We start from the raw sequence: 25,504 nt of genomic DNA on the forward strand, positions 1-25,504 counted from the left end.
GGGTATCCATGATGGAGGCCCTCAGGGTGATGACCTACTTCAAGGTTAGCCTTTCAACATGTAATTGGGACAGCGCCTTTTCATTGGCTGCGGCCACCGTCAGGCCAGGCGGAAGCGCCCCATGCTCTGGCGCAGACCCGCCGCCAGCTGGCTCAGCTCCAGACAGGCTTTGGCGGTGTGATCCGCGCCGGTCGCGACCTCGTTGGAGGAGTCGTTGATGCGCGCCACGTTGCGGCCCAGCTCATCGGAGACCGCATCCTGCTCGCCACAGGCACTGGCAATCTGGATCGCCATGTCGGCTATCTGGGCCACCGCCTCTTCAATCTGACGAATGCCCGCGCTGGTGCGTTCGCTCTGACTCACGCACTGGCGGATCATCTCGCAACTCTGGCCGGTCACCGACTTCGCCCGGTTGGCACGGGCCTGCAGGGTCTCGATGATGGCGACGATTTCGCCGGTGGAGGCCTGGGTACGACCCGCCAGGGTGCGCACCTCGTCGGCCACCACCGCAAAGCCGCGCCCCTGCTCACCGGCACGGGCCGCCTCGATGGCGGCATTGAGTGCCAGCAGGTTGGTCTGGTCGGCAATGCCGCGAATGACATCCACCACCAGGTTGATCTGGGCGGACTCTTTCTCCAGTTCACTCACCAGGTTGCCCGCCTGCTCCATCTCACCGGCCACCCGGGTGATGGCATCCAGGGCCCCCTGCACATCCTGACTGCCACGACGAGCCAGGGCATTGGCGGAGCTTGCCGACTCCGAGGCCACCTCGGTGTTGCCCGCCACATCCGCTACCGTCGCCTTCATCTGGGCCATGGCGGTGGCGACCTGGGCTATCTCCTGCTGCTGGCTCTGGATCCCCTGGGATGATTGCTCGGAGACCGCGCTCACCTCCTCGATGGCGGCCCCCAGCTGGGTCACGGCGGCGGCCACCTCCTCGATGAGCCCACGCAGGTTGCCCTGCATCTTGAGGGAGGCGCTGGCCAGCATCCCCAGTTCGTCCTGCCCGATGTGCTGGCGATCCAGCCGATGGGTCAGATCCCCCAGGGCGATGGCATTGGCCTGGGCCACCACGGCTTGCAGGGGCAGGCAGATCTGGCGGGTGAGGAACCAGGTCATGACCCCCATGAAGATCAGCAGGGTCGCGATGCTCACCACGGCAAAGGTCATCACCATGGTGACGCTGCCAAGCAGGCTGCCACGGTTCTCTTCCACAAAGCCAAGATTCACCTTCACCAGGGCACGCACCGCCAGCTCCAGCTCGGTGTAGAGCCCGTTCGAGCGAAACAGCGCCTCCCTGGCCTCATCCCTGCTGCCCTGGAACAACAGGGCATCCACCTGGTTGACGGCGCCAAGATATTGCAGCCACTGCTGCTTGACGCGGTTGAAGGCCTGGCGTTCATGCTCGGCCCCCACGGTCGCCTCGTAGGCATCCATGACCTGCTGCACCTTGCCCAGGCTCTCCTGGATGCGGGCGCGGCGAACCTGCCTGTCGACGGCATCTTCCACCATTAGCAGGGCAAACTGGGCACGGCGTACATAGGAGACGTCGTAGAGCAGGTTGTCCACCGAGAGCACGCTTGGCAGGGTGGAGTCGGTGAAGTTCAATACCCGATCCCGAATGTCCCGCAGTTCGGTGGCGAGAAACAGGCCGAAGACGGCGTTGATGACGGCAATGACCGCAAAGACGGCGGCAATCTTCTTGCCGATGGAGAGATGCTTGTAAGACATGTTGGCTGGTGATCCTCGACTGCGGTTGTGCAGTGACACAATGATCACATCCGTGTAACCGGTGACCCGAGACTCCTGACGGGAAATGACGATGGGAGCGAAGAGAGGGGATCCCTTGCTTCCCGCTCGCCCCACGCCGGGCCTTGTGCCCGCCACGAGGCTGCCAGCACAGGAGCGACCAGCTCGACGCAAAACTTGAGCCGATTGCCACAATCGGTCCGCCGTCATGGACAAAGCAGGGGCCAGGTTATGTAATGGCCGCTCGTCTCTCCCCATTCCTGTCTTCAGAGGCCCCATGGACAACGTATCGACCCTCTCCCCTTCCTGGTCTGTCCAACTGCGCGAGCAGATAGCGGATCGCCCCCTCATCGCCCTGGGGCTGCTGCTCGCCCTGGTCGCCGTGCTGCTGCTCCTGGTACAGAGTCTCGTCATGCTGGCAGCAGGAGAGATCACACCCGGAGTACGCTATGGCCTCATCGGCGGCGCTGCGGGTTTTGCCGCCACGGCGCTGGGCGCCCTGCCAGCCCTGTTCCTGCGAGCCGTTCCCCAACGGGTGGAAGACGCCATGCTGGGGTTCGCCGCCGGCATGATGCTGGCGGCGAGCGCCTTCTCCCTGCTGCTGCCGGGGCTCGAGGCCGCCGGGGGGATCACGGGTGACAGCTTCCTCGCCGCCGCCGTGGTGGTGGCCGGCATGACCCTCGGGGTGCTGCTGATGCTGGGACTGGATCAATTCACCCCTCACGAACACGACAAGACCGGCCCCTGTGGTCCCGGCCATGAGAGCTGCTCACGGGTCTGGCTGTTCGTCTTCGCCATCGCCCTGCACAACCTGCCCGAAGGCATGGCCATCGGGGTCAGCTTCTCCCAGGGGGACATGACGGTGGGACTGCCGCTCACGACCGCCATTGCCCTGCAGGACATTCCCGAAGGACTGGCGGTGGCGCTGGCCATGTGCGCAGCCGGTTTTCGCCCGCCGGTGGCCGTGCTGGTCGCCATCGGCAGCGGCCTGCTGGAACCGCTCGGGGCCCTGCTCGGGGTCGGACTCGCCAGCGGCATGGCCATCGCCTACCCCATCGGCCTCGGGCTCGCGGCCGGTGCCATGCTGTTCGTGGTCTCCCACGAGGTGATCCCCGAGACCCACCGCAACGGCCACCAGACCCACGCCACCCTGGGCCTCATGGTCGGCTTTGCCCTGATGATGACCCTGGATACCGCGCTGGGATAACGCGTCGGCCCCCCGTGCACTCCGTAGTTTCCCACAAAGCGCTTCCCGAGCGGCTGGCCCTGTTCGCCAGCACACTGCAACGGCTTGCAGAGCGCGGCGAGCCGGCCACCCTTGTCCAGCACTACCACTGACGCAGGAGATGCCCCGCCAGCCCCATAGGAATGCTCGGCGCCATCGCCAAGTTTTGTTATCATCCCCGCCAACTTTTTCGGCCCAGCGGCCATCGAGACGAGGTAGATGATGAAAGTAGGTATTATCGGCGCCATGGAGCAGGAAGTGGCCCTGCTGCGCAGCCAGCTGAGCGAACCCACCACCCTGCAACTGGGCGGCTGCGAGTTCTATCAGGGCAAGCTGGCCGGTAAAGAGGTGATCCTGACCCGCTCCGGCATCGGCAAGGTCGCCGCCAGCGTCGCCACCAGCCTGCTGCTGGAGAAGTTCGCTCCCGATTGCGTCATCAACACCGGTTCCGCCGGCGGCTTCGCCCAGGATCTGCACATCGGTGACGTGGTCATCGCGAGCGAGATGCGCTTCCACGACGTGGACGTGACCGCCTTCGGTTACGAGATGGGCCAGATGGCCCAGCAGCCCGCCGCCTTCCCCTGCGACGAAAAACTCATCGCCCTGGCACAAGCCTGCATTGCCGAGCAAGGCAAGCACCAGACCAAAGTCGGGCTCATCTGCACCGGCGATCAGTTCATGTGTAAGCCGGACGCCATCGCGAAAGCCCGTGCCGACTTCCCGCAGATGCTGGCGGTGGAGATGGAAGGGGCCGCCATCGGCCAGGTGTGCCACATGTTCAAGGTGCCCTATCTGGTGGTACGGGCCATGTCGGACATCGCCGGCAAGGAGCAGGTGGAATCCTTCGATGCCTTCATCGAGGTGGCGGGTCAACACTCCGCCGAAGTGATCATCGCGCTGCTCGGCAAGCTGTGATCGACGCCCCCTCCTGGGATGCTCTGATGACCGCCCTCGCCTCCACGACGGCGGCCATCATGGTGGGGGCCGCCCTGCTGGAGGCTCTGCTGCCCTGGCCCGCACGCTTTCGACCCGGCGCAGCCGTGCCTCTGCTCACCCGCCTCGGCCAGAAGGTCTATCGCCCCGACGGCACGCCACGCCAGCAGAGCCAGGCCGGGCTCCTTGCCCTGCTGGTGGTCTGGGTACCCTGCGCTGCCGGTCTCTGGGCAGTGCGCAATCTCTCCCTGTCCGAGCCCCTGTTCGACCTCCTGTTCCTGCTGCTGATGCTCGAATCCCGCCCCTTGCGGGAACTCGCCCGGGGGAGCTGCGCCCTGGCAACCCAGGAGACGCTGGTCGTGGCGAGGCTGCAGGCCGCCCCCTGGCTCAAGCGGGAGACCGGCAAGCTCTCGGTGATGGGGTTGAACAAGGCGGTGAGCGAGACCTGCGTACTGCGCCTCGTGGGTCAGTGGGCCGCCCCCCTGCTGGGCTTTGCCCTGGCCGGGGTACAGGGTGCCCTGCTGGTGCGGCTCGCCCAGTTGACCCATCTGGCGTGGAACCCCAAGCAAAGCGCGTTCGTCCACTTCGGCCGCCCGGCTGCGGCGCTCTATCAGGGTTTCTGCGCCCCCGCCATCCTGCTGCTGGCACTCCCCCTGTGCCTGACCCAGGTGCGCGGGCTGGGCAACAGAGTGCGGCCTGCGCTGCATTGGCCTCATCCCGCCATGGGGGGCCTGCTCGCGTTGCTGGCCCGGGCCACGGGCCGCCGACTCGGCGGCCCCCGCTACTATCAGGGCCAGCTGGTGCGCTTTCCGGTATTTGATGAGGGGAGCGAACCCGATGCCAACCTGCCCCTGCGCCTGCTGCAGCGTCTGCAACTGACCGGCTGGGGCTGGCTCGGGCTCTCGCTGCTCCTGACATGGATGGCGCTCAATCATGGCTGATCGCGTTTCCCTTCGTGCCCTGGGCCTGTTTGTCTGCCTGCTGGGCACCTCACTGTGCGCCATGGCCACCCCGCCGCAGCGTATCGTGAGCCTCACTCCCCATCTGACGGAACTGCTGTTCGATATCGGCGCCGGGGATCGCGTGGTCGCCACCGACGATGCCTCCGATTACCCCGCCGAGGTGGCCAACCTCCCCCGAGTGGCCAACTATCGCAGCATCAACCTCGAGGCGCTGCTGGCCCAGAAGCCGGATCTGGTAGTGGCCTGGCGCTCCGCCCAGGCCCGCATGCTGGGCCCGGTCGAGCGCCTCGGCATTCCCGTCTTCTACTCGGAGCCCACCGACTTTGCCTCCCTGGCCACCGAGATGCGCAGCCTGGGGCACCTTCTCGGGCTCACGCCCAGAGCCGACGAGCAAGCCCGCGCCTATCTGACCCGGCTCGACGCTCTGGCGGCGCGCTACGGCGAGCCCAAGCCCCTGTCTGTCTTCTATCAGCTCTGGTACCCGCCGCTCACCAGCGTCAATAATTCGACCTGGCCGGGGCAGGCCATCACCCTCTGCGGCGGACGCAACATCATGGCGAAGACGGGAGCAGCCTACCCCCAGGTCGGGCTGGAGCAGGTGATCAAGGCCAATCCCGGGCTTATCCTGGCTGGCGGCCAGGATCCTTCCGTGCTGGATCACTGGCGGCAGTGGCCCATGCTGGACGCCGTCAAACACCAACGGCTCGCCCTCATCAACGCCGATGAACTGCACCGCTTCACCCCCCGCGCCCTCAACGCGGTGGAGCAGATATGCGAGGCGATCGGGGCAATACACATGTCCAGAACCAAATAGTTCATAATCCCGTACCATTTGGTCTAGAAATTGCTATAAAGAGATAACATTGTACGTGACTCGATATCATAAATAACTCAACGTCCCCCAAATAATATTTGGCCTCCTTTATTGCACTGGTGATGGCGCATGAACAACGAGATACTAACACTAATTTGCCGTGAGAATGCCTTGCTTGCTCAGGATATCGACAGAACTGGAAACACAATGGGTCACATCGTGGCGAATTCACGGTTCTTGGTGCTCGGTGGCGCAGGGTCTATTGGCCAGGCGGTAACCAAAGAGATCTTCAAGAGAAATCCACGTAAATTGCATGTGGTCGATATCAGCGAGAACAACATGGTCGAGCTGGTGCGCGATATCCGCAGCTCGTTCGGGTATATCGATGGTGATTTCCAGACGTTCGCCCTGGATATCGGCTCCATTGAATATGACGCCTTTATCAAAGCTGACGGCGCCTATGATTACGTGCTCAATCTTTCTGCGCTCAAACATGTACGCAGCGAGAAAGATCCTTTCACCTTGATGCGCATGATCGATGTCAACGTCTTCAACACGGACAAAACCATCCAGCACTCCATCGACATGGGAGTGAAAAAGTATTTCTGTGTTTCGACGGACAAGGCGGCCAATCCGGTCAACATGATGGGGGCGTCCAAGCGCATCATGGAAATGTTCCTGATGCGCCGCAGCGAACAGATTGCCATTTCAACCGCGCGCTTTGCCAACGTGGCCTTCTCCGATGGCTCCTTGCTGCATGGCTTCAACCAGCGCTTGCAAAAGCGTCAGCCCATCGTCGCCCCCAACGACATCAAACGCTACTTCGTGACTCCCCAGGAGTCCGGTGAGCTGTGCCTGATGTCCTGCATCTTCGGTGAGAACAGGGATATCTTCTTCCCCAAGCTCAGCGAATCCCTGCACCTGATTACCTTCGCCGAAATCGCCGTGAAGTATCTGGAGCAGCATGGTTACAAGCCGCATCTGTGCAAAGACGAGGATGAAGCCAGAGCCTTGATGGCGAGCCTGCCCGAGCAGGGGATGTGGCCCTGCCTGTTTACCGAGAGTGACACCACGGGTGAAAAAGACTTCGAAGAGTTCTTCACGGACAAGGAAGTGCTGGATATGGCCCGGTTCGAGAACCTGGGCATCATCAAGAATGAACCCTCATATCAGAATGATCTGCTCAACCATTTCGAGCAGACCATTGCAGCCATGAAAACAAAACGCGCCTGGGACAAGAAAGAGATCGTCGAGTTGTTCTTCGCCATGATCCCGGATTTTGGTCACAAAGAAACGGGCAAATATCTCGACGGCAAGATGTAAGGAATCGGTATGCATACTCAATTGATACGTTTTATTCGTGATACCTACAAAACCGATGACTTCATCCCTCTTCACGCCCCGACCTTTGCCGGCAATGAGCGTCAATATGTGCTCGATACCCTCGAAAGCACCTTCGTTTCCAGTGTCGGTGCCTATGTTGAGCAGTTCGAGCAGCAAATAGCCACCTTTACCGGTTCAGCCCGTGCCGTTGCCACCATGAATGGCACGGCGGCGCTGCATATCGCGCTCTATATGGCAGGTGTGCAGGCAGGGGACCTGGTGATCACCCAGCCCCTGACCTTTGTGGCGACCTGCAATGCCTTGTATCACATGGGCGCAGAACCCGTGTTCGTCGATGTATCACGCCAGAGCCTGGGTCTGTGTCCCGTTGCTTTGGCCAACTGGCTGGAAGAGCATGCGTCTCGCACCGAGACAGGTGCCATTCACAAGGCAAGCGGACGCCGCCTCAAAGCCGTCGTGCCCATGCACACCTTTGGTCATCCGGTTGAACTCGATGAGCTTCAGGCCGTGTGCGAGGCCTGGGGCATCGCCCTGGTGGAAGATGCTGCCGAGAGCCTGGGTTCCTACTACAAAGGCAAACACACGGGGACGCTGAGTGCGTTTTCCGCCCTGAGTTTCAATGGCAACAAGATCATCACCACGGGTGGTGGTGGCATGGTGCTCTGCCAGAATGCCGAACAGGGGGCGCGCACCAAGCACATTACCACCACCGCCAAGGTACCCCATCCGTTCGAGTTCTATCATGATGAACCCGGTTTTAACTACCGGATGCCCAATCTGAATGCGGCCCTCGGATGTGCCCAGATGGAAGCCCTGCCGCAATTCCTGGCGCAAAAGCGGGCGCTTGCCATGCACTATGCCGAGTTCTTCAAGGGACAGGCATGCCAGTTTGTGACCGAGCCTTCTTATGGACGCTCCAACTACTGGCTCAATGCGATTGTCTGTGAAAATCAGACCCAGCGGGATATGTTGCTGACCGAGCTGAACAAGGCTGGTGTCATGACCCGGCCTGTATGGAAGCTGATGCATCGCTTGTCGATGTTCTCCCATGCCCTGCGGGGAGACCTAACTCAATCAGAATTCATTGAAGCTCATCTGGTAAATTTACCGAGTACGCCAGTACTCCGAGGTTAAGGCAATGGTTGCTGATCTATCGTCAGATATCTACTACCAGCGAGCTTATTCGGCCTTGTATGAGGGTGCCAGTACTTACTTTCAATTTTTATATGAAGAAGGACATCACTACGTAAAATTTAGTGCTTTGAAACGCCAAATAATGAATGTTGCAGGAGTAAAAATTGATGAGGAGCTATATGATTTAGAAACGCCTTATGGGTATGGTGGTCCTATCTCTAACTGTATGGATGAACGATTTTTACAAAATGCCTTTAATGCATACAGAGAATACTGTAAACAGCATCACATTATATGTGAATTTATCCGATTTCATCCATTTAACAGTATGGCTGATAAAAGCATGCTGTTCGACATGCACTTTCCTGAGCGACAAGTAGTTATTGTTGATTTAAAAACAACGATAACAGAGCGTCGCAATTTATATTCAAAAACAACGAGAAATATTGTAAAAAAAGCAGAAAAAAACTTGTTAGTCGAAATTGAAGGTGTAAAACTTAATGACTTCATTGGCATGTATTATCTGACGATGAAAAAAAATGCCGCGCGCAATTTTTTCTACTTTAAAGAAGATTACTTCAAAGAATTGATGAATTTAACGGGAGTATCCCTCCTCGCTATTAAAAAAGATAACATTTACACATCTATTGGTTTTTTTATGTGTAGTAAAGAACTTGCTCATTATCATCTTTCAGCCAATAACCCAGAATTTTTTAAAGAGAATGGTAATTATCTGCTGCTTGATGCTGCATTCGAATTTGCGAAAAACCAGGGATGCAAATATATGATTTTAGGAGGAGGGAGGACGTCGTCTCCAGATGATAACTTGTTTCTATTTAAGTCTAAGTTCTCGCCATTAACATCCCCCTTTTATATTGCAGGCTTGGATTTTATGCCAAAAAAACGCCAGATGTTAAACCAGATTTGGTGTAGGCAAAATCAAGGAGTGCAACCTCCGAAATTATTCCAGCTATACAGAGCTGAGAGGAACACATAATGAGCAGTACTTTTATTATTGCAGAGGCTGGAGTGAACCATAATGGTGACATCAACTTAGCAAAAAAATTGATCGATGTAGCCTTTGATGCCGGCGTTGATGCTGTAAAATTTCAAACATGGAAAACTGAATTACTGGTAACTAAAGACGCAAAAATGGCTAACTATCAGATTGATAATACTCAACAAGAGGAAACTCAATTCGAAATGCTGAAGCGACTTGAATTAAGTTACGCTGATTTCATAGAGTTGAAAAAATATTGCGATGAAAAAAAAATAATTTTTATATCTACGCCAGATGAAGAGCAAAGCGCAACATTTCTCGATGGCCTGCAAGATATCTTTAAAATTGGTTCTGGAGAGTTAACTAACACTCCTTTTCTTCGTCATATTGCGTATTTTGGTAAACCAGTTATTTTATCTACTGGTATGGGATATCTATCGGAGGTGGAGCATGCAATCTTTACGTTAAGTGAAGCGGGAATCGCTTTATCCGATATTACTGTCCTTCATGCAACAACAGACTACCCAACTTCGCCTTGCGATGTGAATCTAAGGGCGATGACAACGATTGCAAAAGCATTTCCAGGAGTAGCTTTTGGTTATTCTGATCATACCCTTGGCATAGAAATGCCAATAGCAGCTGTCGCTCTAGGTGCGACAGTAATTGAAAAACATTTCACATTAGATAAAACAATGAAAGGCCCAGATCATAAAGCAAGCATAGAACCTGATGAGTTAACTGCAATGGTAACTGCAATTCGAAATGTTGAGCTAGCTTTGGGTAATGGTTGGAAAATTCCAACAAAAGCTGAAAAATTAAATCGCAATATTGTCAGAAAAAGCATTGTTGCAGGAAGAGACATTCCTTCTGGCATGCTGATCTGTCCAGATATGCTGGAAATAAAACGTCCAGGTAATGGTATCCCGCCAACACGTTGGGATGAGGTAGTTGGGATGGTAGCGAAAAGAAACTACAGTAAAGGGGATCTGATCTAGTGCGTAAGATCTGTGTAGTAACAGCAACTCGTGCTGAATACGGGTTACTTAAGTGCCTGCTAGATGATATTCAAGCTGATGATGATTTAGACTTACAGATTATAGTAACAGGCACTCATCTTTCACCCGAATTTGGTTTGACACGTAAACAAATTGAAGGGGATTGTTTTACTGTTAATAAAAAAATAGAAGTACTCTTGTCATCAGATACCCATGTCGGTGTAAGTAAAAGTATGGGGCTGGCTCAGATTAGCTTTTCTGAGGCATTTGATGAACTAAAACCAGATATTGTAGTTGTATTGGGTGATCGCTATGAACTTATTCCCATAGTATCGGCAGCAAATATTGCTCGTATTCCCGTTGCACACTTGAGCGGAGGGGAGCTGACCGAAGGCTCTCTTGATGAAATGTTTCGTCATGCAATTACTAAGTTGTCACAACTTCACTTTACAGCTTTAGATGAGTACTCTCGCCGTATAATACAAATGGGTGAGCAACCAAGTAGAGTATTCACTGTTGGTGAAGTAGGCTTGGATAACTTGATGCGAATGAAGTTGATGTCTCGCTCAGAATTTGAGGATTCGATTGGTTGTAAACTACAAGCTCGGAACCTTCTCTTCACCTATCACCCAGAAACCACTCATAATGTTACAGAAATAAAATATGACCTTATCAAAATACTAAACGGTTTAAATAAGCTTGAAAATACATTATTAATCTTTACTAAAGCCAATGCTGATGTTGGTGGGAGATTAATAAATAACATGATTGATGAATATATTGCTCATAATAAAGACCATGCAATTGTGTTTACTTCATTAGGACAATTAAGATACTTGTCAGCATTACAACATGTAGATGCAGTTGTGGGCAACTCCTCAAGCGGCATTGTCGAGGCACCATCATTCAAACTTGCTACTATAAATATAGGTAATCGCCAAAAAGGACGTGTAAGGGCTGCAAGCGTTTTAGATGTTGATGTTGACACCAATAAGATATTTGATGCTATACAAAAAATATATACTCCAGAGTTTAAAGAAATTCTAAAATGTACCCATAACCCATATGGGCAAGGTAATAGCTCCCAAGTGGTCTTAAATACGTTGAAGAAAGTTAATTTGGACGATTTAAAGATAAAGCGCTTCTATGATATCAAATTTTAACCACAAACCGATAGGTGGTGAGCAAGAGATTGCTCCAGACCCTCTGTATTATGGGACAACAAACAGTGGTCGTTCATCTTTACGGTGGGCGTTGCTCTCTATGAATTTGCAAGGTAAGCGCGTTCTATTACCTAACTTTATCTGTCAGATTGTTATTAATGTTTTTAATGAATATAATATTCACTTAGATTTTTACGAAGTGAAAGAAAATCTTGAGTTTTCTTTGCCTGATTGTTTAGATGATTATGATGCATTATATGTAGTGAAGTATTTTGGACATGAATCAATAGCATTTAAAAGTGTTGTAAATAGCTCTAAATTACCCCTAATTATAGACAGTGTATTTGATGCTCAGTCGTCTGATATAAACACACATGTTCATTGGTGCCAATTTAATAGTCTACGAAAAATATCCTTCATTGCTGACTTTAGTCAGATTATCTCTAATAAGCCGTTACTAAATATTAACAAAGTAAGATTACCATCTTTTTCAAAAATAAAATATCATGCAAAAGAAACCAAACACAATGTTGTCAACTTATTACAAGACAATGAGGAAACGTACTTAAAATGTTTTTCAAAAGCAGAAATGATATTGAATGAGAACAAAAGCATTTTTGAAGCAGAAGATAGAAGCATTTTTTTGATGGGGCGTTTTTTTTATTATCTCAAAGAAGATTTAAAAATTCGTCAGCAAAATTTAGTTTTTGCAAAAAGTATATTAAGTAACAGCCACTTCATTAATATCACCCCCGCCTTCCCTAGCTTTCTGCCTTTGCTTTTAAGCAAGCGAGAAGATGTCAAAAATGAACTCATGAGAAACTCTATTTATCTCGCTATTCATTGGCCTGCAATAGAACAATCAAGAAATATTCTTTCAGATAGGTTATTATCACTACCTTTAGACTCTCGGTATACCAAGGAAGACATTAAGCGCATGTGTGATATTATCAATAAGGTGGAAAAGTGATTACAAATACGTTAACATCTAAGTCTGAACACTCCTATAGCATTGGGATACTTATTAGTTTTACACTAGAATTGCTCGACAGTAATCGAGCCTATTGTATCAACAACATATTGATTACAAAACCTTTCGTACGATGGATATGCAATAAATAAAGTATACACTCAGTATTTACGAGCAATCGGATTTAATTTAGGCTGCACGAAACATCATTCTGTAGTATTTTGTAGAATTAAAGCATTGCTCAAATGAAATATTATTAGATAAGGATTTGCTTATGTCAAACAAAAATATTTGGAATGCTATATTTTCAAATCAGGAGTGGGGTAAGTATCCGAGTGAAGACTTAATTAGGTTTATTGCAAAGAATTTTTATCCGGTTGAAAATAGGTTGGATGTTAAAATCCTCGAGCTCGGATGCGGCCCTGGCGCTAACATATGGTTTCTTGCTAGGGAGGGATTTTCTTTTTGTGGCATTGATTGTTCAAGCATAGCCATTGAGCAGGCAAGCTTGCGCCTTGATAAAGAATTTCCAAACTGGCGACAACACGGCGAATTAATTGTTGGAAATGCAGATGACCTACCATATGCTAGTGAGTCATTTGATGCTGTCATTGATAATGAATGTATTTGTTGTACTGATTATGAAACTGCGAAACATATTTATAATGAAGCATGGCGGGTAACAAAATACAATGGAAGGCTATACTCAAGAACATTTTCATCAGGTTCTTGGGGTGATGGTTGTGGTGAACATACAGGTTATAATCGCTGGGTTTGTACAGAAGGACCACTAACAGGTAAAGGTCAAAGTAGATTTACCTCATTAGAGGATATATTTGAATTAGTAAAAAACTATAATGTCGACTCCATTGAAAAAATAACTAGAACTGAAAACAGCATGAAAAATACAGTCTCTGAATTTTTAATCCTGTGCAGCAAAATATAACTACTTCATGATGCTAAACCTAGTGTAGCAAAGTTCGCACTAGGTTTAACATAAATATCATTACTTGCTGGCCAGTTTAAATGTTAAAAATAGCACTACAAGCTATTTCATCTATAGATAAAATAGAAAATAAATTATAAGAATATAATGGACTTTTTATTTCTTTAAACATACACTTATTTTTAGTATGCTAATATTATTGATATGTTCTAGTCTTTTACTCGAAAAAATACCTCCCATATTTAAAATGTAACATCTGATGGTAACAGCTATGATGCATAACTGGAAAAATGTATTAATTACACCGTCTTCAACGGTCTTGGAAGCTCTAGAAGTTATTAATAAAGAAGCCCTAAGGGTTGCATTAGTTGTAGATACAGACTGTCATCTTGTCGGTGTTGTAACCGATGGTGACGTTCGTCGTGGTTTGCTAAATGGCCTATCGCTACATGATACTGTCATTAAAATTATGAATACAAATCCAACAACAGCAGAGGTCGGTCTCCAGCGTGAAGAGCTCATCTCGCTCATGGAATCAAAATGTATTTTATCCATTCCACTGATTGACAATGGTCAAGTCGTTGGTTTGGAAACAATCCAAGGCTTATTAAGCAAACCAACATACGATAATCCGATTTTTATTATGGCAGGAGGACTTGGAACTAGATTAAGGCCTCTCACCAATCTTTGCCCAAAGCCGATGTTGAAAGTGGGAGGAAAACCACTTTTAGAAATATTGATTAATCAGTTTCTCAAAGCTGGATTCATGAATATTTATATATCTACTCATTACATGCCTGAGCAGATCACTAGTTATTTTGGCGATGGATCTTCTTGGGGAGCCAATATCCAATATGTACATGAAGATACACCACTAGGAACAGGCGGAGCATTAGGTCTACTTCCGGCAGACATCCCCCCCTTACCACTTATAATGATTAATGGTGATGTGCTGACAACTGTAGATTTTAATCGACTACTTGATTTCCACAATAAATATCAACCACAAGCTACAATGTGTGTCCGTGAGTATGACTATCAAATCCCATATGGCGTTATACATGGTGATGGACATCACATTATAAATATGCAGGAAAAACCAATTCTACGATACCTAGTAAATGCTGGAATCTACGTAGTAAGTCCTGATTTGTTTATGAACATGCCTAAAAATGAGCGTATTGATATGCCAACGCTACTTGAGCAACAAATAGCAAAGCAAGCGGATGTATTAATGTTTCCAATCAATGAATATTGGCTAGACATCGGCCGAATTGATGACTTTAATAAAGCTCAAATAGATATCAAGGACCTTTAATAATGAATCTCAACATTGCGATTATACCTGCGCGGGGAGGGAGTAAACGTCTCCCTAATAAAAACAAATTACCATTAGCAGGAAAACCATTAATAACCTGGACCATAGAGGCCGCTCTCGAAAGCCAACTTTTTGATCTGGTTCTTGTAAGCACAGACTCTCAAGATATTGCTAACATCTCTGCCAATTCTGGAGCAATAGTGCCATTTCTACGACCCGCCGAATTAGCAACTGATACGGCTACCACTAATGATGTCATTAGCCACATGGTTAAGTGGGTTGAATCACAATATAGAGAAGTAGCCAGAGTCACACTACTACAACCAACATCTCCATTACGGAATGCAAATCATATTAAAGGAGCTATGGCTCTTTATCATATGAAAAATGCGTCAGCTGTCATCTCTGTATGCGAACTCGAACACCCAATTCAATATTGTAATAGATTACCAGACAATTTAAGTATGGCAGGATTTATTCCAACTATTGCAAATCGACGTAGTCAAGAACTAGAACGTTATTATCGAGTAAATGGTGCAATTTATATTTTTGACAGACAATACGTTGGTTCATTATCAGATATTTACTCTAGTAACTCTTTTGCTTATATTATGGAAAAAAGCGAATCTATAGACATCGATGATGCATTTGATTTATATCTGTCCGAGTGTATTAAAAATAGAAAACCGACCTAAAGGTCGGCCTTTTTATTTCTTAAACAAATTTATTGTTTCATCATCAACGGTGTCTATGCTGTTAAGGGCATTGGGATACATCTCTTTTGCTTTTCTCATAAAATCTAACCAAATTTCGATTGCGGGTTTCATCATTGCCAATGCTTTTTCTTCTTCTTTAAACAAGTAAAGAATAGAACTCAGCATAGCGAACATATGATTCATTGAACCGTACAACATTTGCGCTATTATTCTATTTTTAGTTATAGATATTTGAGAGAGATAACCAAAATGCTTTAGCATCAATTGATTTATCTCATTTCTAGATGAAAAATTACGTTGCCATTCATCTATTATCTTCTCAGCAACATGATTGAAAAAATCAACATCAAGCAATGTATTAAAGTCCTGCGCTGGTAGTACCAAGGGTGCACAGAGAGAGTTCGTTATTTCATGCAGGATAGCTGACTTATCAATAGGCTGATGTAATCCAATGTCATTGGCAGGAACGGCTCTAGCCCCTAATATTTTGGCACCATCACTACAGTTAGCACAATGTACATCTTTATTGATAGCTAATACACCTTCAATAATATATCTCGAAGTATCATACATCGCATTACTTATGACAACACCACCAAAATTACCCTCACATTGCCGTTCATTATCGCTACACACCAACTCAGTCAAGAGTTTAGCATTTACTTCATTATTATAATATGCACTAGACTTAGCGTGATGGTGATTTTTATCCTTATAACCATTATCCAAACCAAACAGATATAGGTTTTTAAATCCAAGCTGGATAGGTGCATGAACCCCTATATTTCCAACAAAGGGATTAACTGCCTGCCAAGCGGAAAAATCTTTGGCGACAGAGAAATATGTCTGACACATCATCACCCCTGGTTCATTGCTCTTGAACGCAAGAACCGTTTTCTTGAACAGGGTTGCACAGTCAGGATGAACGACATCAGTGCTCAAAAACAAAATATCCTGTAAATATTCAGGGTCATCCAGATTAACCATGAAATCATAGATTGATTTGGTACGTTCAATTTGAACTTCTATGTCTGGCTTGATCCCATACTTATGCAAAGCAGATATCGCACTACCACAAGATATCAATATAGCACGATCTTTATTCGCTTTAATAATGGGTAGTGAATCATCTAGCGATGGACCACTACCAATGATAAACACCGGAACTCTTTGGTATTTTTGCGACACATTTTTATTTTTCTTAAAAAATGGCACGCCATGTTCAATATTACGCATAGAATGGGACAGTGCGATCAGGTTATCATCAAAAAAACCCCATCCCATCACTAACAGATAATATTGCTGATGTATCGTTTTCATCAGTTTTTTTATTTCATCGCTCTGATAGCCCCACATAGTGAAAGCATTTGCAACCAAGAAAGAGCCCCGAGAACTAACCGCCGATGAAAAATCTCTGACAATACTTTGTTCATCCTGCCCTAACAGAATGTGCAACCCCAGATTCTCCTGATACAAATAAGCCAGCAGTGGAGCCCAGTCGAAGCAGAACAATGATGCGTAAAATAAATCCAAGTCTGGCTCAAACAAGAACAATGTGCTAATTTTGCAACGCTCATAAAGATAACCAAGGTGATAACCCAAACCGACCCCAAAGATCAATGCGCAGGGAACTTGATCTGGTACTTTAACGAGGTGTTCTGCCTGTGATGATATTTCATCCTTATAAATATTAAGATTGTTGAGGTGTTCAATATGAATAGAACCCATTGGATTCGCTTCCTGGCGGAAGGAAAATTTTGACAATACCCCCTTATCCATGAATTCAGCTACAAGTGTCTCACAGCTAAGATAGGGTTCAGCCCCATAAACAACGACGTCATCATCAAGCCATTTAAGGTTTGGTTGACCATTTTCAGTGCAGAAGAATTTGAACGGGCGGGCAGGCTGATAGGCCTCATACATGTCGGCGATATGGGGAATGTATTGGCGAAACGCCGCCATATTCTGTTCAAAACGCAGCGGCAGTGCGACCGCCATGGCCGCTTCTTGCTCGGCTTGCTGCTGCAGTCGCTGCGCCTCCTGCTCGGCTTTTGCCAGAGCCGCATCCAAATTGACTGACATCAGAACTCCTTGCTGTTCATACGATACGCTTGCCCAGCCTTATTGGCTTTACCGACTTGAGCCAGCTGTTTGAATACGATCTGGTGATGACTGGCCGCCAGGGCTTGCTGGCGTGCGTCCTCAATGGCAAGGGCGGCAGCCAGGGTGGCGACGGACTGTCGCTGCGCCGGCTCCGACTTGGCCAGCTGCACCAGACTCTCTATCAGAGCCAACCGTTCATCCATGCACTGCAGGGCCTCGTCATATTGCTGCTGCTCCAGCAGCTCCTCCATCAGGCTGACGTTGTCCAGCAGCGCCGCATCGAGGGCGGCGAGCGCGGTGCTCACAGCTCACCCAGCTGCTGGCGCATCTGAAAACCTTGCTGTTTCTCGGCCTCGGGCAGCTGATCCCAGGCGGATTTGATCGTCACCATCAGGTTCATGACCTCATCGAGGGGGGCAACATTCCGTGTCAGGCTGGCATCCCAGATCCGCTCATCCATATAGGCATAAAGACCGTGCAAGTCTTCGGAGATGGCGCCCTGACTCATATCGAGTGCATCTTGCAGCCCATGCAACAAGCCCTGGGCCTTGGAGACGGCGATGGACTTTGCCTCCATGTCTTGCCGCTCAATGGCGCCCTTGGCCTGCGCCAGGCGTTCGAGAAATCCCTGCATCATCAGCTGAATGACACGGTGAGGATCGGCAACCGCCAAATCCGCCGCTATGCTGGTTGCCTTATATGCCTTCAGATTACGGTGGTACATAAGATGAAACCTCGAAATATCACTCTCAATTATCTTTTATTTGCAATGCAGACAGGGCGGATGCCGAGTTGTTCATTTTGACCAACAGGGCATCTAGGCTGCCGTATTGGGCACGCAGCGCCGCCTCATATTTCACCAACTGAGCATTGGAGGTCGCTTCTTTCTGACCCAAGCTACGCAGATCAGAATTCAGAGTATCAGTACGCTGCGCCAGCATGCCTCCTGACTTGGTGTATTCTTTGAGCCCCTTGCTCAGAGAGCCGGCAAGACCCTTTTCATTGCCAAACAGGGCGACGACCTGATCGAAGTTCTTGTCGACCGCTTCGCCGAACTTTTCTTTGTCTAGAGACAATTTGCCCTTGTTATCCATCTTCATGCCGATTTCGAAGATGGTCGAATAGGTCGAACTGCTTTCAGACGGGCTGACCAGCAGATTGCTCATGAAGGTGCTGATGGCCCGTGTCGTGGAATCCCCGGCCAGTGCTCCGCCGTCATCCTGCTTCACGCCCCCGACGAAGCTGCTGCGTTTACCGAGTGTCCCTATCTTGTCCTGCAAGGCGTTGTAGCCATCGACGAACTGCTGTACCAGCTCCTGAATGGAGGTCTTGTCCGTCGTGATATCCACCTTGTTTGACTTCAGGTCGCCATTGCTGTCCTTGTCGGAGACCCGCAGCACCGTCAATTTCAGATCCTGAATGGTGTCATCGAAGACATTGGTATCACTCTTGAGGACGTTGCCATCGACCACGATTTCGGCGCTGCTCGCGGTTTGAGTCTGGCTCATGGCACTGCCGGCGGTGCCGGTCGAGAAGATATCCAGCTCGGCATTATCGCCTGTGATGGTCAGATCCTTGCCGTCGCCCGACACACCCGAGTCGATGATGAGTTTTGCCTTGCCATCTGCGGTATTGACTATGTTGACGCTCAGGCCGAAGTTGTCACCATTGCCGTTGATGCTCTTGCGGATATCCTGCAGGGTATCCCCCGCGTTCACATCTACCTTGAATTCCTTGTCACCCGCCTTGAAGGTCAGCTGACCATCCTGGGTGATCAGAGGGGCTGTCGAGCTGTCAAACACCCCTTCCTGTCGGCTCGTCTGTGCCAACTTATTGACGGTAATATTGTATTGACCATTGGAGCCGCCGCTCTTGCTCTCCATCTTCAGCACAGGATCATCTTTGTCTTGCGTGATATTGATAGCCCGTTTGTTGAACGCACCCGGGGCACTCAACTTGTCGAGGATGTCGGTGAAGGCGGAGATAGAGGACTTGAGCTGACCTACACCAGACAAGGTGATCTGGGTGCTGTTGCGTTTGGTGATGATCGGCTGCTGCAACTGGGCCTTTTTGGCGGCGACGCTCGCCGAGATCACACTTTCAAGATCGAGACCCGATCCTGCACCGGCGGAGGTAATCGCCATAACATGCTCCTGTCAATCAGCTAAAAAATATGTTCACACCTGACCATCGAACAACAGACCCGAGAGGTTGACACTATCGTTCCCCGCCTGCTCCATGGCCTGCAACCTCTTGTTTATCAAGAGGATCTCTTCACTCGGGATCTGGCGAATCACCTGCCTGGTATCGGCATCTATCACCTTGACCACGGGTTGATCGAACTCAGGCATCAGAGTGAAGTTGATGGTCCACCCCTTCACCTTGCTCAGGTTGGCCAGTTTCTCTTGCAATTCTTGGGCCTGCTTTTCTAGTTGCTCCTTCTCCATGCGCGATGCTGACGCCTTGATATGCGCTGCGGGTTCCTGCGATGCCTTGGTTGTCGGCTCGACACCTGCCTGTTCGTCCACACGCTCCTCAGCGATGGATGGAGAAACAGACATGGCGGCCTGAGGGCCGCCATGTTGAGTTAGCGTCGAAGTAACAGAGGGCATGGCTATCGATTCATTGGCCATCTGCTGCTCCTTCTATCAGTCAGTGGCTGTTGGAGATTCTGGCTTAACCCAGCAACTGCAGGGCTGACTGCGGACGCTGGTTGGCCTGGGCCAGGATGCTGGAAGCCGCCTGTTGCAGGATGTTCTGCTTGGTCATGTTGGCGGTCTCGGTGGCAAAGTCCGCATCACGGATACGGGAGCGCGCGGCGCTGACGTTTTCCGAAATATTGGCCTGGTTGCGGATAGTAGAATCTAGTCGGTTCTGTACAGCACCAAGCTCGGCACGTTTTCCGTCAACCACCTCAAGCATGGCATCAACAGCCCCAAGTACATCCTGAGCTTTAGTTTGAGTACTAATGTCTATACCTGTGGCACCACTAACGAAGATAGCAGTTTGAGCTGCTGCAAGAGCAATTCCTGAAACACTGAATCCATCTGTCTGGGATAGGCTGAAACTGATAGTCTGGTTGGCATCCGCCCCGACTTGGAAGGTACCGCCATAGCTCCCATTCAGCAGCTTGGTGCCGGCGAAGGTAGTGTCTTGAGAGATACGATTTATCTCGGAACCCAGCTGATTTACCTCTTTTTGCAGAGCTTCGCGATCCTTGGCGGAGTTGGAGCCATTGGCAGACTGCTGGGCCAGGGTACGCATGCGCTGCAGCATGCCGGTCACTTCATCCATGGCCCCTTCCGCGGTCTGTGCCAGAGAGATGCCATCATTGGCGTTGCGGTTGCCCTGATCCAGGCCGTTGATCTGAGAGGTCAGGCGGTTGGAGATCTGCAGGCCCGCCGCATCGTCCTTGGCGCTGTTGATGCGCAGACCGGAGGCCAAACGGGTGTAAGAGGTATCCATAGACTTGCTGGTATTCATCAAGTTGCGCTGGGCGTTCAGTGATGAAACGTTGGTGTTAATGAACATAGCCATAATTAATTCTCCTGAAGAACATGCGACTGCGGGTTGCGTCACCTAGACGACGTCCCACCGTTAGAAGAACAGGTTGAACGAGCCTGATTCTTCTGGCGGGTGTCTGTTTGAACGGACAGGCCACCCGCAGTAGTGCAAACGTTGGATTCCGAACACCCCTCGATTGCTTCACTTTATTTAACGGCTGCACAGCGACAAGCTTTAGGAAAATAATTGCCGAAGGCGGCAAGTTTTATCCGGCAAGCGGAAAACGGCAGGCACCCCATGTCCTTGGACACGACACCAGACCAGAAACCAACGTGGAGGGATGAATGAACATATTTGGCACAGTTTGTGCCTTACTATGGGGGAGTGGCGTCAATTTGACGGCACAATAAAAAATGGCCGGAAAACCCGGCCTAAAACGAGCATCTGCTCAGGAGAAGATGACCAAGCGTGACAGCACTGAACAGCTGTACAACACTTGGCTTTACTAGTAGAGAATAGATTCTCTCCCGATAGAACAGAGTGCGAATCGAACACCCCTTTGTTCCATCTCTTGACCAGGGCGGCCTGAACAACCGCCCTTTTCTTTTTCTCGGCACCAGAGCCCTTAGTTTTGCAGCAGGGAGAGCGCAGACTGCGGACGCTGGTTGGCCTGGGACAAGATGCTGGAGGCTGCCTGCTGCAGAATGTTCTGCTTGGTCATATTGGCGGTCTCGGTGGCAAAGTCTGCATCGCGGATACGGGAGCGGGCAGCTGAGACGTTTTCCGAAATATTGGCCTGGTTGCGGATAGTAGAATCTAGTCGGTTCTGTACAGCACCAAGCTCGGCACGTTTTCCGTCAACCACCTCAAGCATGGCATCAACAGCCCCAAGTACATCCTGAGCTTTAGTTTGAGTACTAATGTCTATACCTGTGGCACCACTAACGAAGATAGCAGTTTGAGCTGCTGCAAGAGCAATTCCTGAAACACTGAATCCATCTGTCTGGGATAGGCTGAAACTGATAGTCTGGTTGGCATCCGCCCCGACCTGGAAGGTGCCACCAAAGGAGCCGTCCAACAGCTTGGTGCCCGCGAAGGTGGTCGCACCGGCGATACGGTTGATCTCGGCACCCAGCTGATTCACTTCTTTTTGCAGGGCTTCACGATCCTTGGCGGAGTTGGAACCGTTGGCAGACTGTTGAGCCAGGGTGCGCATGCGCTGCAACATGCCGGTCACTTCGTCCATGGCGCCTTCCGCGGTCTGCGCCAAGGAGATGCCGTCGTTGGCGTTGCGGTTGCCCTGATCCAGACCGTTGATCTGGGAGGTCAGACGGTTGGAGATCTGCAGACCTGCCGCATCGTCCTTGGCGCTGTTGATGCGCAGGCCGGAGGCCAGACGGGTGTAGGAGGTATCCAGGGATTTGGTGCTGTTCATCATGTTACGCTGAGCGTTGAGCGATGAAACGTTGGTATTGATATACAGACTCATGATTTTTCTCCTAAGCTATTAAAATTTAACTTTAATTCACTCAGGCTTTATTGTGTTTTGTGCCTGATATGTTTAGTTAACGGCGCCTTTTCACAAGACTTTAATTTCTTTTTTCTGCCTTTCTGGCAGTAATCGCCGCCTAACCTATATATCGGCCTCTATTCCTCACCCTTGAGAAAAAAATCGGGATTTTTTGTCACCTGGCAGCCCGCCCCCCGGGCCATAGTGGCCACAGCCCGCATCAGACAAGGCGGGAGCGTGATCTTCACCCAGCCTTCAGAAACCGGCGCTGGCTCCCACTTTTGCACGCCAGCATTGCTCATCCCCACACCTTGCCCCTAAAATCGCCGCCCCATCATCTATTGGACGTGAGTTGTTCTCCATGCAGACACTGGTTGAGCAGATTGTTTACATCAGCGACATGTTTGGTACTGCGGTATTCGCGTTTTCGGGCGTACTGGTGGCGGGCCGTCTCAGGATGGACGGTTTCGGTGTCATGGTGCTGGCGGCGGTCACCGCCATCGGGGGTGGCACCATCCGCGACATGATCCTGGGGGCAACCCCCGTCTTCTGGGTGCGCGACCCCCTCTATATCTGGGTGGTCATTGCCACGGCGCTCATCGGCATGTGGATGGTCAAACTGCCCCGTCGCATGCCCTGGTACGTGCTGCCGGTGGCGGACGCCTTCGGGTTGGCGCTCTTTACCGTGATCGGGGCACAAAAAGCCCTCAACTTTGGTACATCTGGGCTTATCGCCGTATTGATGGGCACCATGACGGGGGTTGCGGGCGGCATGATCCGTGACGTGCTGGCCCGGGAAGTGCCCATGGTGCTGCAAAAGGAGATCTACGCCACCGCCTGCATTCTGGGCGGCATCCTCTATACCTTGTCGCTGGAGGTCGGGGTAGAGAGGGTCAGCGCCATGCTCATCAGCATGCTCGGGGTGTTTGGTCTGCGGGTGGCGGCCATCTACTGGCACCTCTCCCTGCCCACCTTCTCGCTGCAGCGCAACTGAGAAGCCTCAGAGTGGGCGAGATCCCATCCCGGCAGGGACAAGATTGAACCAAGCCGGCTTTTCTGTTGTCATACAGGGGTCGTTTCAAGCCGGAAAACCTCATGCAAAAACTTGGGCTCATTACCACGCTTGTTCTGATGATGGTGGCAGCGGCTCATGCGGGGGCACAGGCACTGTTCGGGCGTCTGGCATCCACCCCGGTGCAGCAGTTCAACCAGCAGATCCGTCAGGCGAGCAGCAGTCAGCAAGGCTGGGTCAACGACTATCGCGAAGTGGCTCGCCGCTTCGTCGGCCATAAAGATGTACCCACCCGTATCCATGCTCAACAGCTGGACAACGATCTGGTGCTCTCGGTGGCCCTTGATGGCCAGCGTAGCGACATGCTCTACATCCTGACCCTGTTTCGCAGCAACAACCTGTGGCAGATGCGTCAGGCCGAGATGGGCTGGCGCTGTCAGGGTCAGGAAACCTTCACCCCGGTCCCCTGCCCCTGAGCATCTACCTTCATCCGAGTGAAATAAAAAATCCGGCGCCTTGGCCGGATTTTTTATACGCGTCTTGCCGTCACATCACGGACGGTAGACCTTGACGTTGGCAAAGCCCTTCTCTTTCAGGTAAAGCGCCTGCAGTTTGCTCATCACGCCACGATCGCAATAGAGCAGGTAGGTCTTCTCTTTCGGCAGATCACCAAAGGCGGTGGCCAGCTTGAAGAAGGGGATATGCATGATCTCGCGCCCTTCCACCACCAGCGGCTTGTCGTCATGCTCCTCCATGGAGCGAATGTCCAGGATCACCTCGTCGTCACCGCTCTCGGCGGTGGTCTCTACCTCCTGCACCTCGGCGGCGGTCTCTTCACCGATGCGACGAATGTCGAGGTAACGGGCCTCGGCCACCACCTTGTCCAGAATGGCAAAGTCGAAGTTCTCCTCTTCCGCCTCGATGCGGGAGAGCTCGGCCTTCACGGTCGGCTTCTTGGAAATCACGCCGCAATACTCCGGCATGGTCTCCGCGAACTCCAGGGTACCGATGCGGCGGGCTTCGCTGATGATGTCCGGCTTGTCCCAGGTGATGAGCGGGCGCAGGATCACCTTGTCGGTCACCCGGTCGATGACGTTCAGGTTGGTGAGGGTCTGGCTGGAAACCTGGCCAACGCACTCGCCGGTCACCAGGGCCGGGATCTGGAACTCGTCGGCCAGCTTGGCAGCGGCACGCATCATCATCCGCTTGAGCACCACCCCCATCTGGCCGTTGTCGATCTTCTCGAGGATCTCGGCCACCACGGGCTCGAAGTCCACCGCGGTGAAGCGCACACGGTGGGAGGAGCCGAAACGGTTCCACAGGTGATAGGCCACCTGCTTGACGCCGATCTCGTGAGCCGCCCCACCCAGATTGAAGAAGCAGTAGTGCACCCGGCAGCCGCGCTTGATGAACTGGAAGGAGGCGACACCCGAGTCAAACCCGCCGGAGAGCAAGCTCAGCACATCTTCCTGGGTGGCGATGGGCATGCCGCTCAGCCCCTGGTGGATGGCGCTGACGATGAAAAGCTCCTCGCCATCGATCTCGAGGTTGATCTTCACATCCGGGTTCTTGAGGCGCACACCGTTGCTCACGCAGTGCTGGTTCAGACCGCCGCCCACGTAGCGTTCAATCTCCAGCGAGGAGAATTCGTGCTTGCCGTGGCGCTTGGCACGCACACAGAAGGTCTTGCCCTCGAGCTGATCACCCCAGACGGCTTTCACCTGCTCGAAGATGTCGTGCAGGTCGGTAAACTTGCTGGCCTGCACCTCGAGGAAGGCCTGAATGCCGGGGATGCAGGCCAGGGCTTCGATGGCCTGCTCGCGGAACTGGTCATTACGGGAGCTCACGATCAGCTTGTCCCAATCCATCCGCACCCGGGCATCGTCGTCGAAGCGGCGCAGGACATTGCGGATGTTGCCCTGCAGGATCTTGATAAAGCGCTGGCGAACCGACTTGCTCTTGATGGTGATTTCAGGGAACAGCTTGATAATGAACTTCATGGTAATGACTCGGGTGGCCTTGATTTAAGGGCGCGAATTATATCAGAACTTTGTGACCAGCGCCTACTGCATGAGCGGCTGCTCACATTCCCCCACGCAAAGTTTG

Annotated in this window: 24 protein-coding genes; 15 read left to right on the forward strand and 9 right to left on the reverse strand. The window is 51.1% G+C overall.

What is annotated here, in order from left to right; translation table 11 throughout:
- Positions 1–99: 99 nt before the first annotated feature.
- Positions 100–1,731 (reverse strand): methyl-accepting chemotaxis protein, encoded by a 1,632-nt coding sequence (locus PG892_RS07385; protein WP_270825289.1) that lies wholly within the window; start codon positions 1,729–1,731, stop codon positions 100–102.
- A gap of 295 nt (positions 1,732–2,026) precedes the next feature.
- On the opposite strand from PG892_RS07385, the gene PG892_RS07390 reads away from it, so the two are divergent.
- The 13 genes from PG892_RS07390 to PG892_RS07450 all read left to right on the forward strand — a co-directional run bounded on the left by PG892_RS07390 (position 2,027) and on the right by PG892_RS07450 (position 15,248).
- The gene (locus PG892_RS07390; protein ID WP_270825290.1) at positions 2,027–2,956 is read left to right on the forward strand and encodes a ZIP family metal transporter; all 930 of its coding nucleotides are present in this window, start codon (positions 2,027–2,029) and stop codon (positions 2,954–2,956) included.
- Between the two features lie 240 nt (positions 2,957–3,196).
- Positions 3,197–3,889 (forward strand): 5'-methylthioadenosine/S-adenosylhomocysteine nucleosidase, encoded by a 693-nt coding sequence (mtnN, locus tag PG892_RS07395; RefSeq protein ID WP_010674306.1) that lies wholly within the window; start codon positions 3,197–3,199, stop codon positions 3,887–3,889.
- A 26-nt stretch (positions 3,890–3,915) separates the two neighbouring features.
- Entirely contained in the window at positions 3,916–4,848 is a 933-nt protein-coding gene (locus PG892_RS07400) for a cobalamin biosynthesis protein (RefSeq protein WP_270825291.1), read from the forward strand.
- Positions 4,841–5,683: a cobalamin-binding protein gene (locus PG892_RS07405; RefSeq protein WP_442865620.1), complete on the forward strand. Its 843-nt coding sequence runs from the start codon at positions 4,841–4,843 to the stop codon at positions 5,681–5,683. The genes PG892_RS07400 and PG892_RS07405 overlap by 8 nt, the downstream gene beginning before the upstream one ends.
- Positions 5,684–5,812: 129 nt before the next feature.
- Entirely contained in the window at positions 5,813–7,006 is a 1,194-nt protein-coding gene (locus PG892_RS07410; protein WP_201894814.1) for a UDP-N-acetylglucosamine 4,6-dehydratase, read from the forward strand.
- Positions 7,007–7,015: 9 nt separating this feature from the next.
- A complete protein-coding gene (locus tag PG892_RS07415) occupies positions 7,016–8,161 on the forward strand; it encodes a LegC family aminotransferase (protein ID WP_214003371.1) in 1,146 nt (381 codons plus the stop codon).
- 4 nt (positions 8,162–8,165) lie between these two features.
- Complete coding sequence (locus PG892_RS07420; protein ID WP_270825292.1) at positions 8,166–9,158, forward strand: hypothetical protein; 993 nt, start codon at positions 8,166–8,168, stop codon at positions 9,156–9,158.
- Positions 9,158–10,156 carry an N-acetylneuraminate synthase gene (gene neuB / locus PG892_RS07425; protein WP_270825293.1) on the forward strand — a complete coding sequence of 333 codons (999 nt, stop codon included), beginning with the start codon at positions 9,158–9,160 and terminating at the stop codon, positions 10,154–10,156. Before PG892_RS07420 ends, neuB begins: the two co-directional genes overlap by 1 nt.
- Entirely contained in the window at positions 10,156–11,319 is a 1,164-nt protein-coding gene (neuC, locus tag PG892_RS07430) for a UDP-N-acetylglucosamine 2-epimerase (protein WP_214003368.1), read from the forward strand. Before neuB ends, neuC begins: the two co-directional genes overlap by 1 nt.
- Positions 11,303–12,289 (forward strand): hypothetical protein, encoded by a 987-nt coding sequence (locus PG892_RS07435; RefSeq protein WP_214003367.1) that lies wholly within the window; start codon positions 11,303–11,305, stop codon positions 12,287–12,289. The genes neuC and PG892_RS07435 overlap by 17 nt, the downstream gene beginning before the upstream one ends.
- Positions 12,290–12,563: 274 nt before the next feature.
- Positions 12,564–13,235: a class I SAM-dependent methyltransferase gene (locus PG892_RS07440; RefSeq protein WP_270825294.1), complete on the forward strand. Its 672-nt coding sequence runs from the start codon at positions 12,564–12,566 to the stop codon at positions 13,233–13,235.
- A gap of 271 nt (positions 13,236–13,506) precedes the next feature.
- Positions 13,507–14,553 (forward strand): nucleotidyltransferase family protein, encoded by a 1,047-nt coding sequence (locus tag PG892_RS07445; RefSeq protein ID WP_214003365.1) that lies wholly within the window; start codon positions 13,507–13,509, stop codon positions 14,551–14,553.
- A gap of 2 nt (positions 14,554–14,555) precedes the next feature.
- A complete protein-coding gene (locus tag PG892_RS07450; RefSeq protein ID WP_270825295.1) occupies positions 14,556–15,248 on the forward strand; it encodes an acylneuraminate cytidylyltransferase family protein in 693 nt (230 codons plus the stop codon).
- A 12-nt stretch (positions 15,249–15,260) separates the two neighbouring features.
- Here the strand turns inward: PG892_RS07450 and PG892_RS07455 are convergent, their stop codons facing one another.
- The 7 genes from PG892_RS07455 to PG892_RS07485 form a co-directional block, all read right to left on the reverse strand.
- The gene (locus PG892_RS07455) at positions 15,261–17,351 is read right to left on the reverse strand and encodes a motility associated factor glycosyltransferase family protein (protein WP_214003363.1); all 2,091 of its coding nucleotides are present in this window, start codon (positions 17,349–17,351) and stop codon (positions 15,261–15,263) included.
- Positions 17,351–17,677, reverse strand: a complete 327-nt coding sequence (locus PG892_RS07460; protein WP_270825296.1) for a hypothetical protein — start codon at positions 17,675–17,677, stop codon at positions 17,351–17,353. The genes PG892_RS07455 and PG892_RS07460 overlap by 1 nt, the downstream gene beginning before the upstream one ends.
- On the reverse strand, positions 17,674–18,096 hold the full coding sequence (fliS, locus tag PG892_RS07465) for a flagellar export chaperone FliS (protein ID WP_111873004.1): 423 nt from the start codon (positions 18,094–18,096) through the stop codon (positions 17,674–17,676). Before fliS ends, PG892_RS07460 begins: the two co-directional genes overlap by 4 nt.
- A gap of 25 nt (positions 18,097–18,121) precedes the next feature.
- The gene (fliD, locus tag PG892_RS07470; protein WP_214003362.1) at positions 18,122–19,516 is read right to left on the reverse strand and encodes a flagellar filament capping protein FliD; all 1,395 of its coding nucleotides are present in this window, start codon (positions 19,514–19,516) and stop codon (positions 18,122–18,124) included.
- Positions 19,517–19,549: 33 nt separating this feature from the next.
- A complete protein-coding gene (locus tag PG892_RS07475; protein ID WP_234935923.1) occupies positions 19,550–20,005 on the reverse strand; it encodes a flagellar protein FlaG in 456 nt (151 codons plus the stop codon).
- A gap of 43 nt (positions 20,006–20,048) precedes the next feature.
- Positions 20,049–20,909 carry a flagellin N-terminal helical domain-containing protein gene (locus PG892_RS07480; protein WP_214003361.1) on the reverse strand — a complete coding sequence of 287 codons (861 nt, stop codon included), beginning with the start codon at positions 20,907–20,909 and terminating at the stop codon, positions 20,049–20,051.
- A 592-nt stretch (positions 20,910–21,501) separates the two neighbouring features.
- On the reverse strand, positions 21,502–22,365 hold the full coding sequence (locus tag PG892_RS07485) for a flagellin N-terminal helical domain-containing protein (protein WP_214003360.1): 864 nt from the start codon (positions 22,363–22,365) through the stop codon (positions 21,502–21,504).
- 382 nt (positions 22,366–22,747) lie between these two features.
- Here PG892_RS07485 and PG892_RS07490 point away from each other — a divergent pair, with 382 nt between their 5' ends.
- Positions 22,748–23,380: a trimeric intracellular cation channel family protein gene (locus tag PG892_RS07490; RefSeq protein ID WP_042863619.1), complete on the forward strand. Its 633-nt coding sequence runs from the start codon at positions 22,748–22,750 to the stop codon at positions 23,378–23,380.
- A 101-nt stretch (positions 23,381–23,481) separates the two neighbouring features.
- Positions 23,482–23,874, forward strand: a complete 393-nt coding sequence (locus PG892_RS07495; protein WP_039038657.1) for a hypothetical protein — start codon at positions 23,482–23,484, stop codon at positions 23,872–23,874.
- 75 nt (positions 23,875–23,949) lie between these two features.
- Here PG892_RS07495 and thiI read toward each other — a convergent pair whose 3' ends face one another.
- A complete protein-coding gene (thiI, locus tag PG892_RS07500; protein WP_270825297.1) occupies positions 23,950–25,398 on the reverse strand; it encodes a tRNA uracil 4-sulfurtransferase ThiI in 1,449 nt (482 codons plus the stop codon).
- Positions 25,399–25,504: the final 106 nt, after the last annotated feature.

Origin of the sequence: Aeromonas sp. QDB68, assembly GCF_027707405.1 — a bacterium.
Lineage (GTDB): Bacteria > Pseudomonadota > Gammaproteobacteria > Enterobacterales > Aeromonadaceae > Aeromonas > Aeromonas caviae.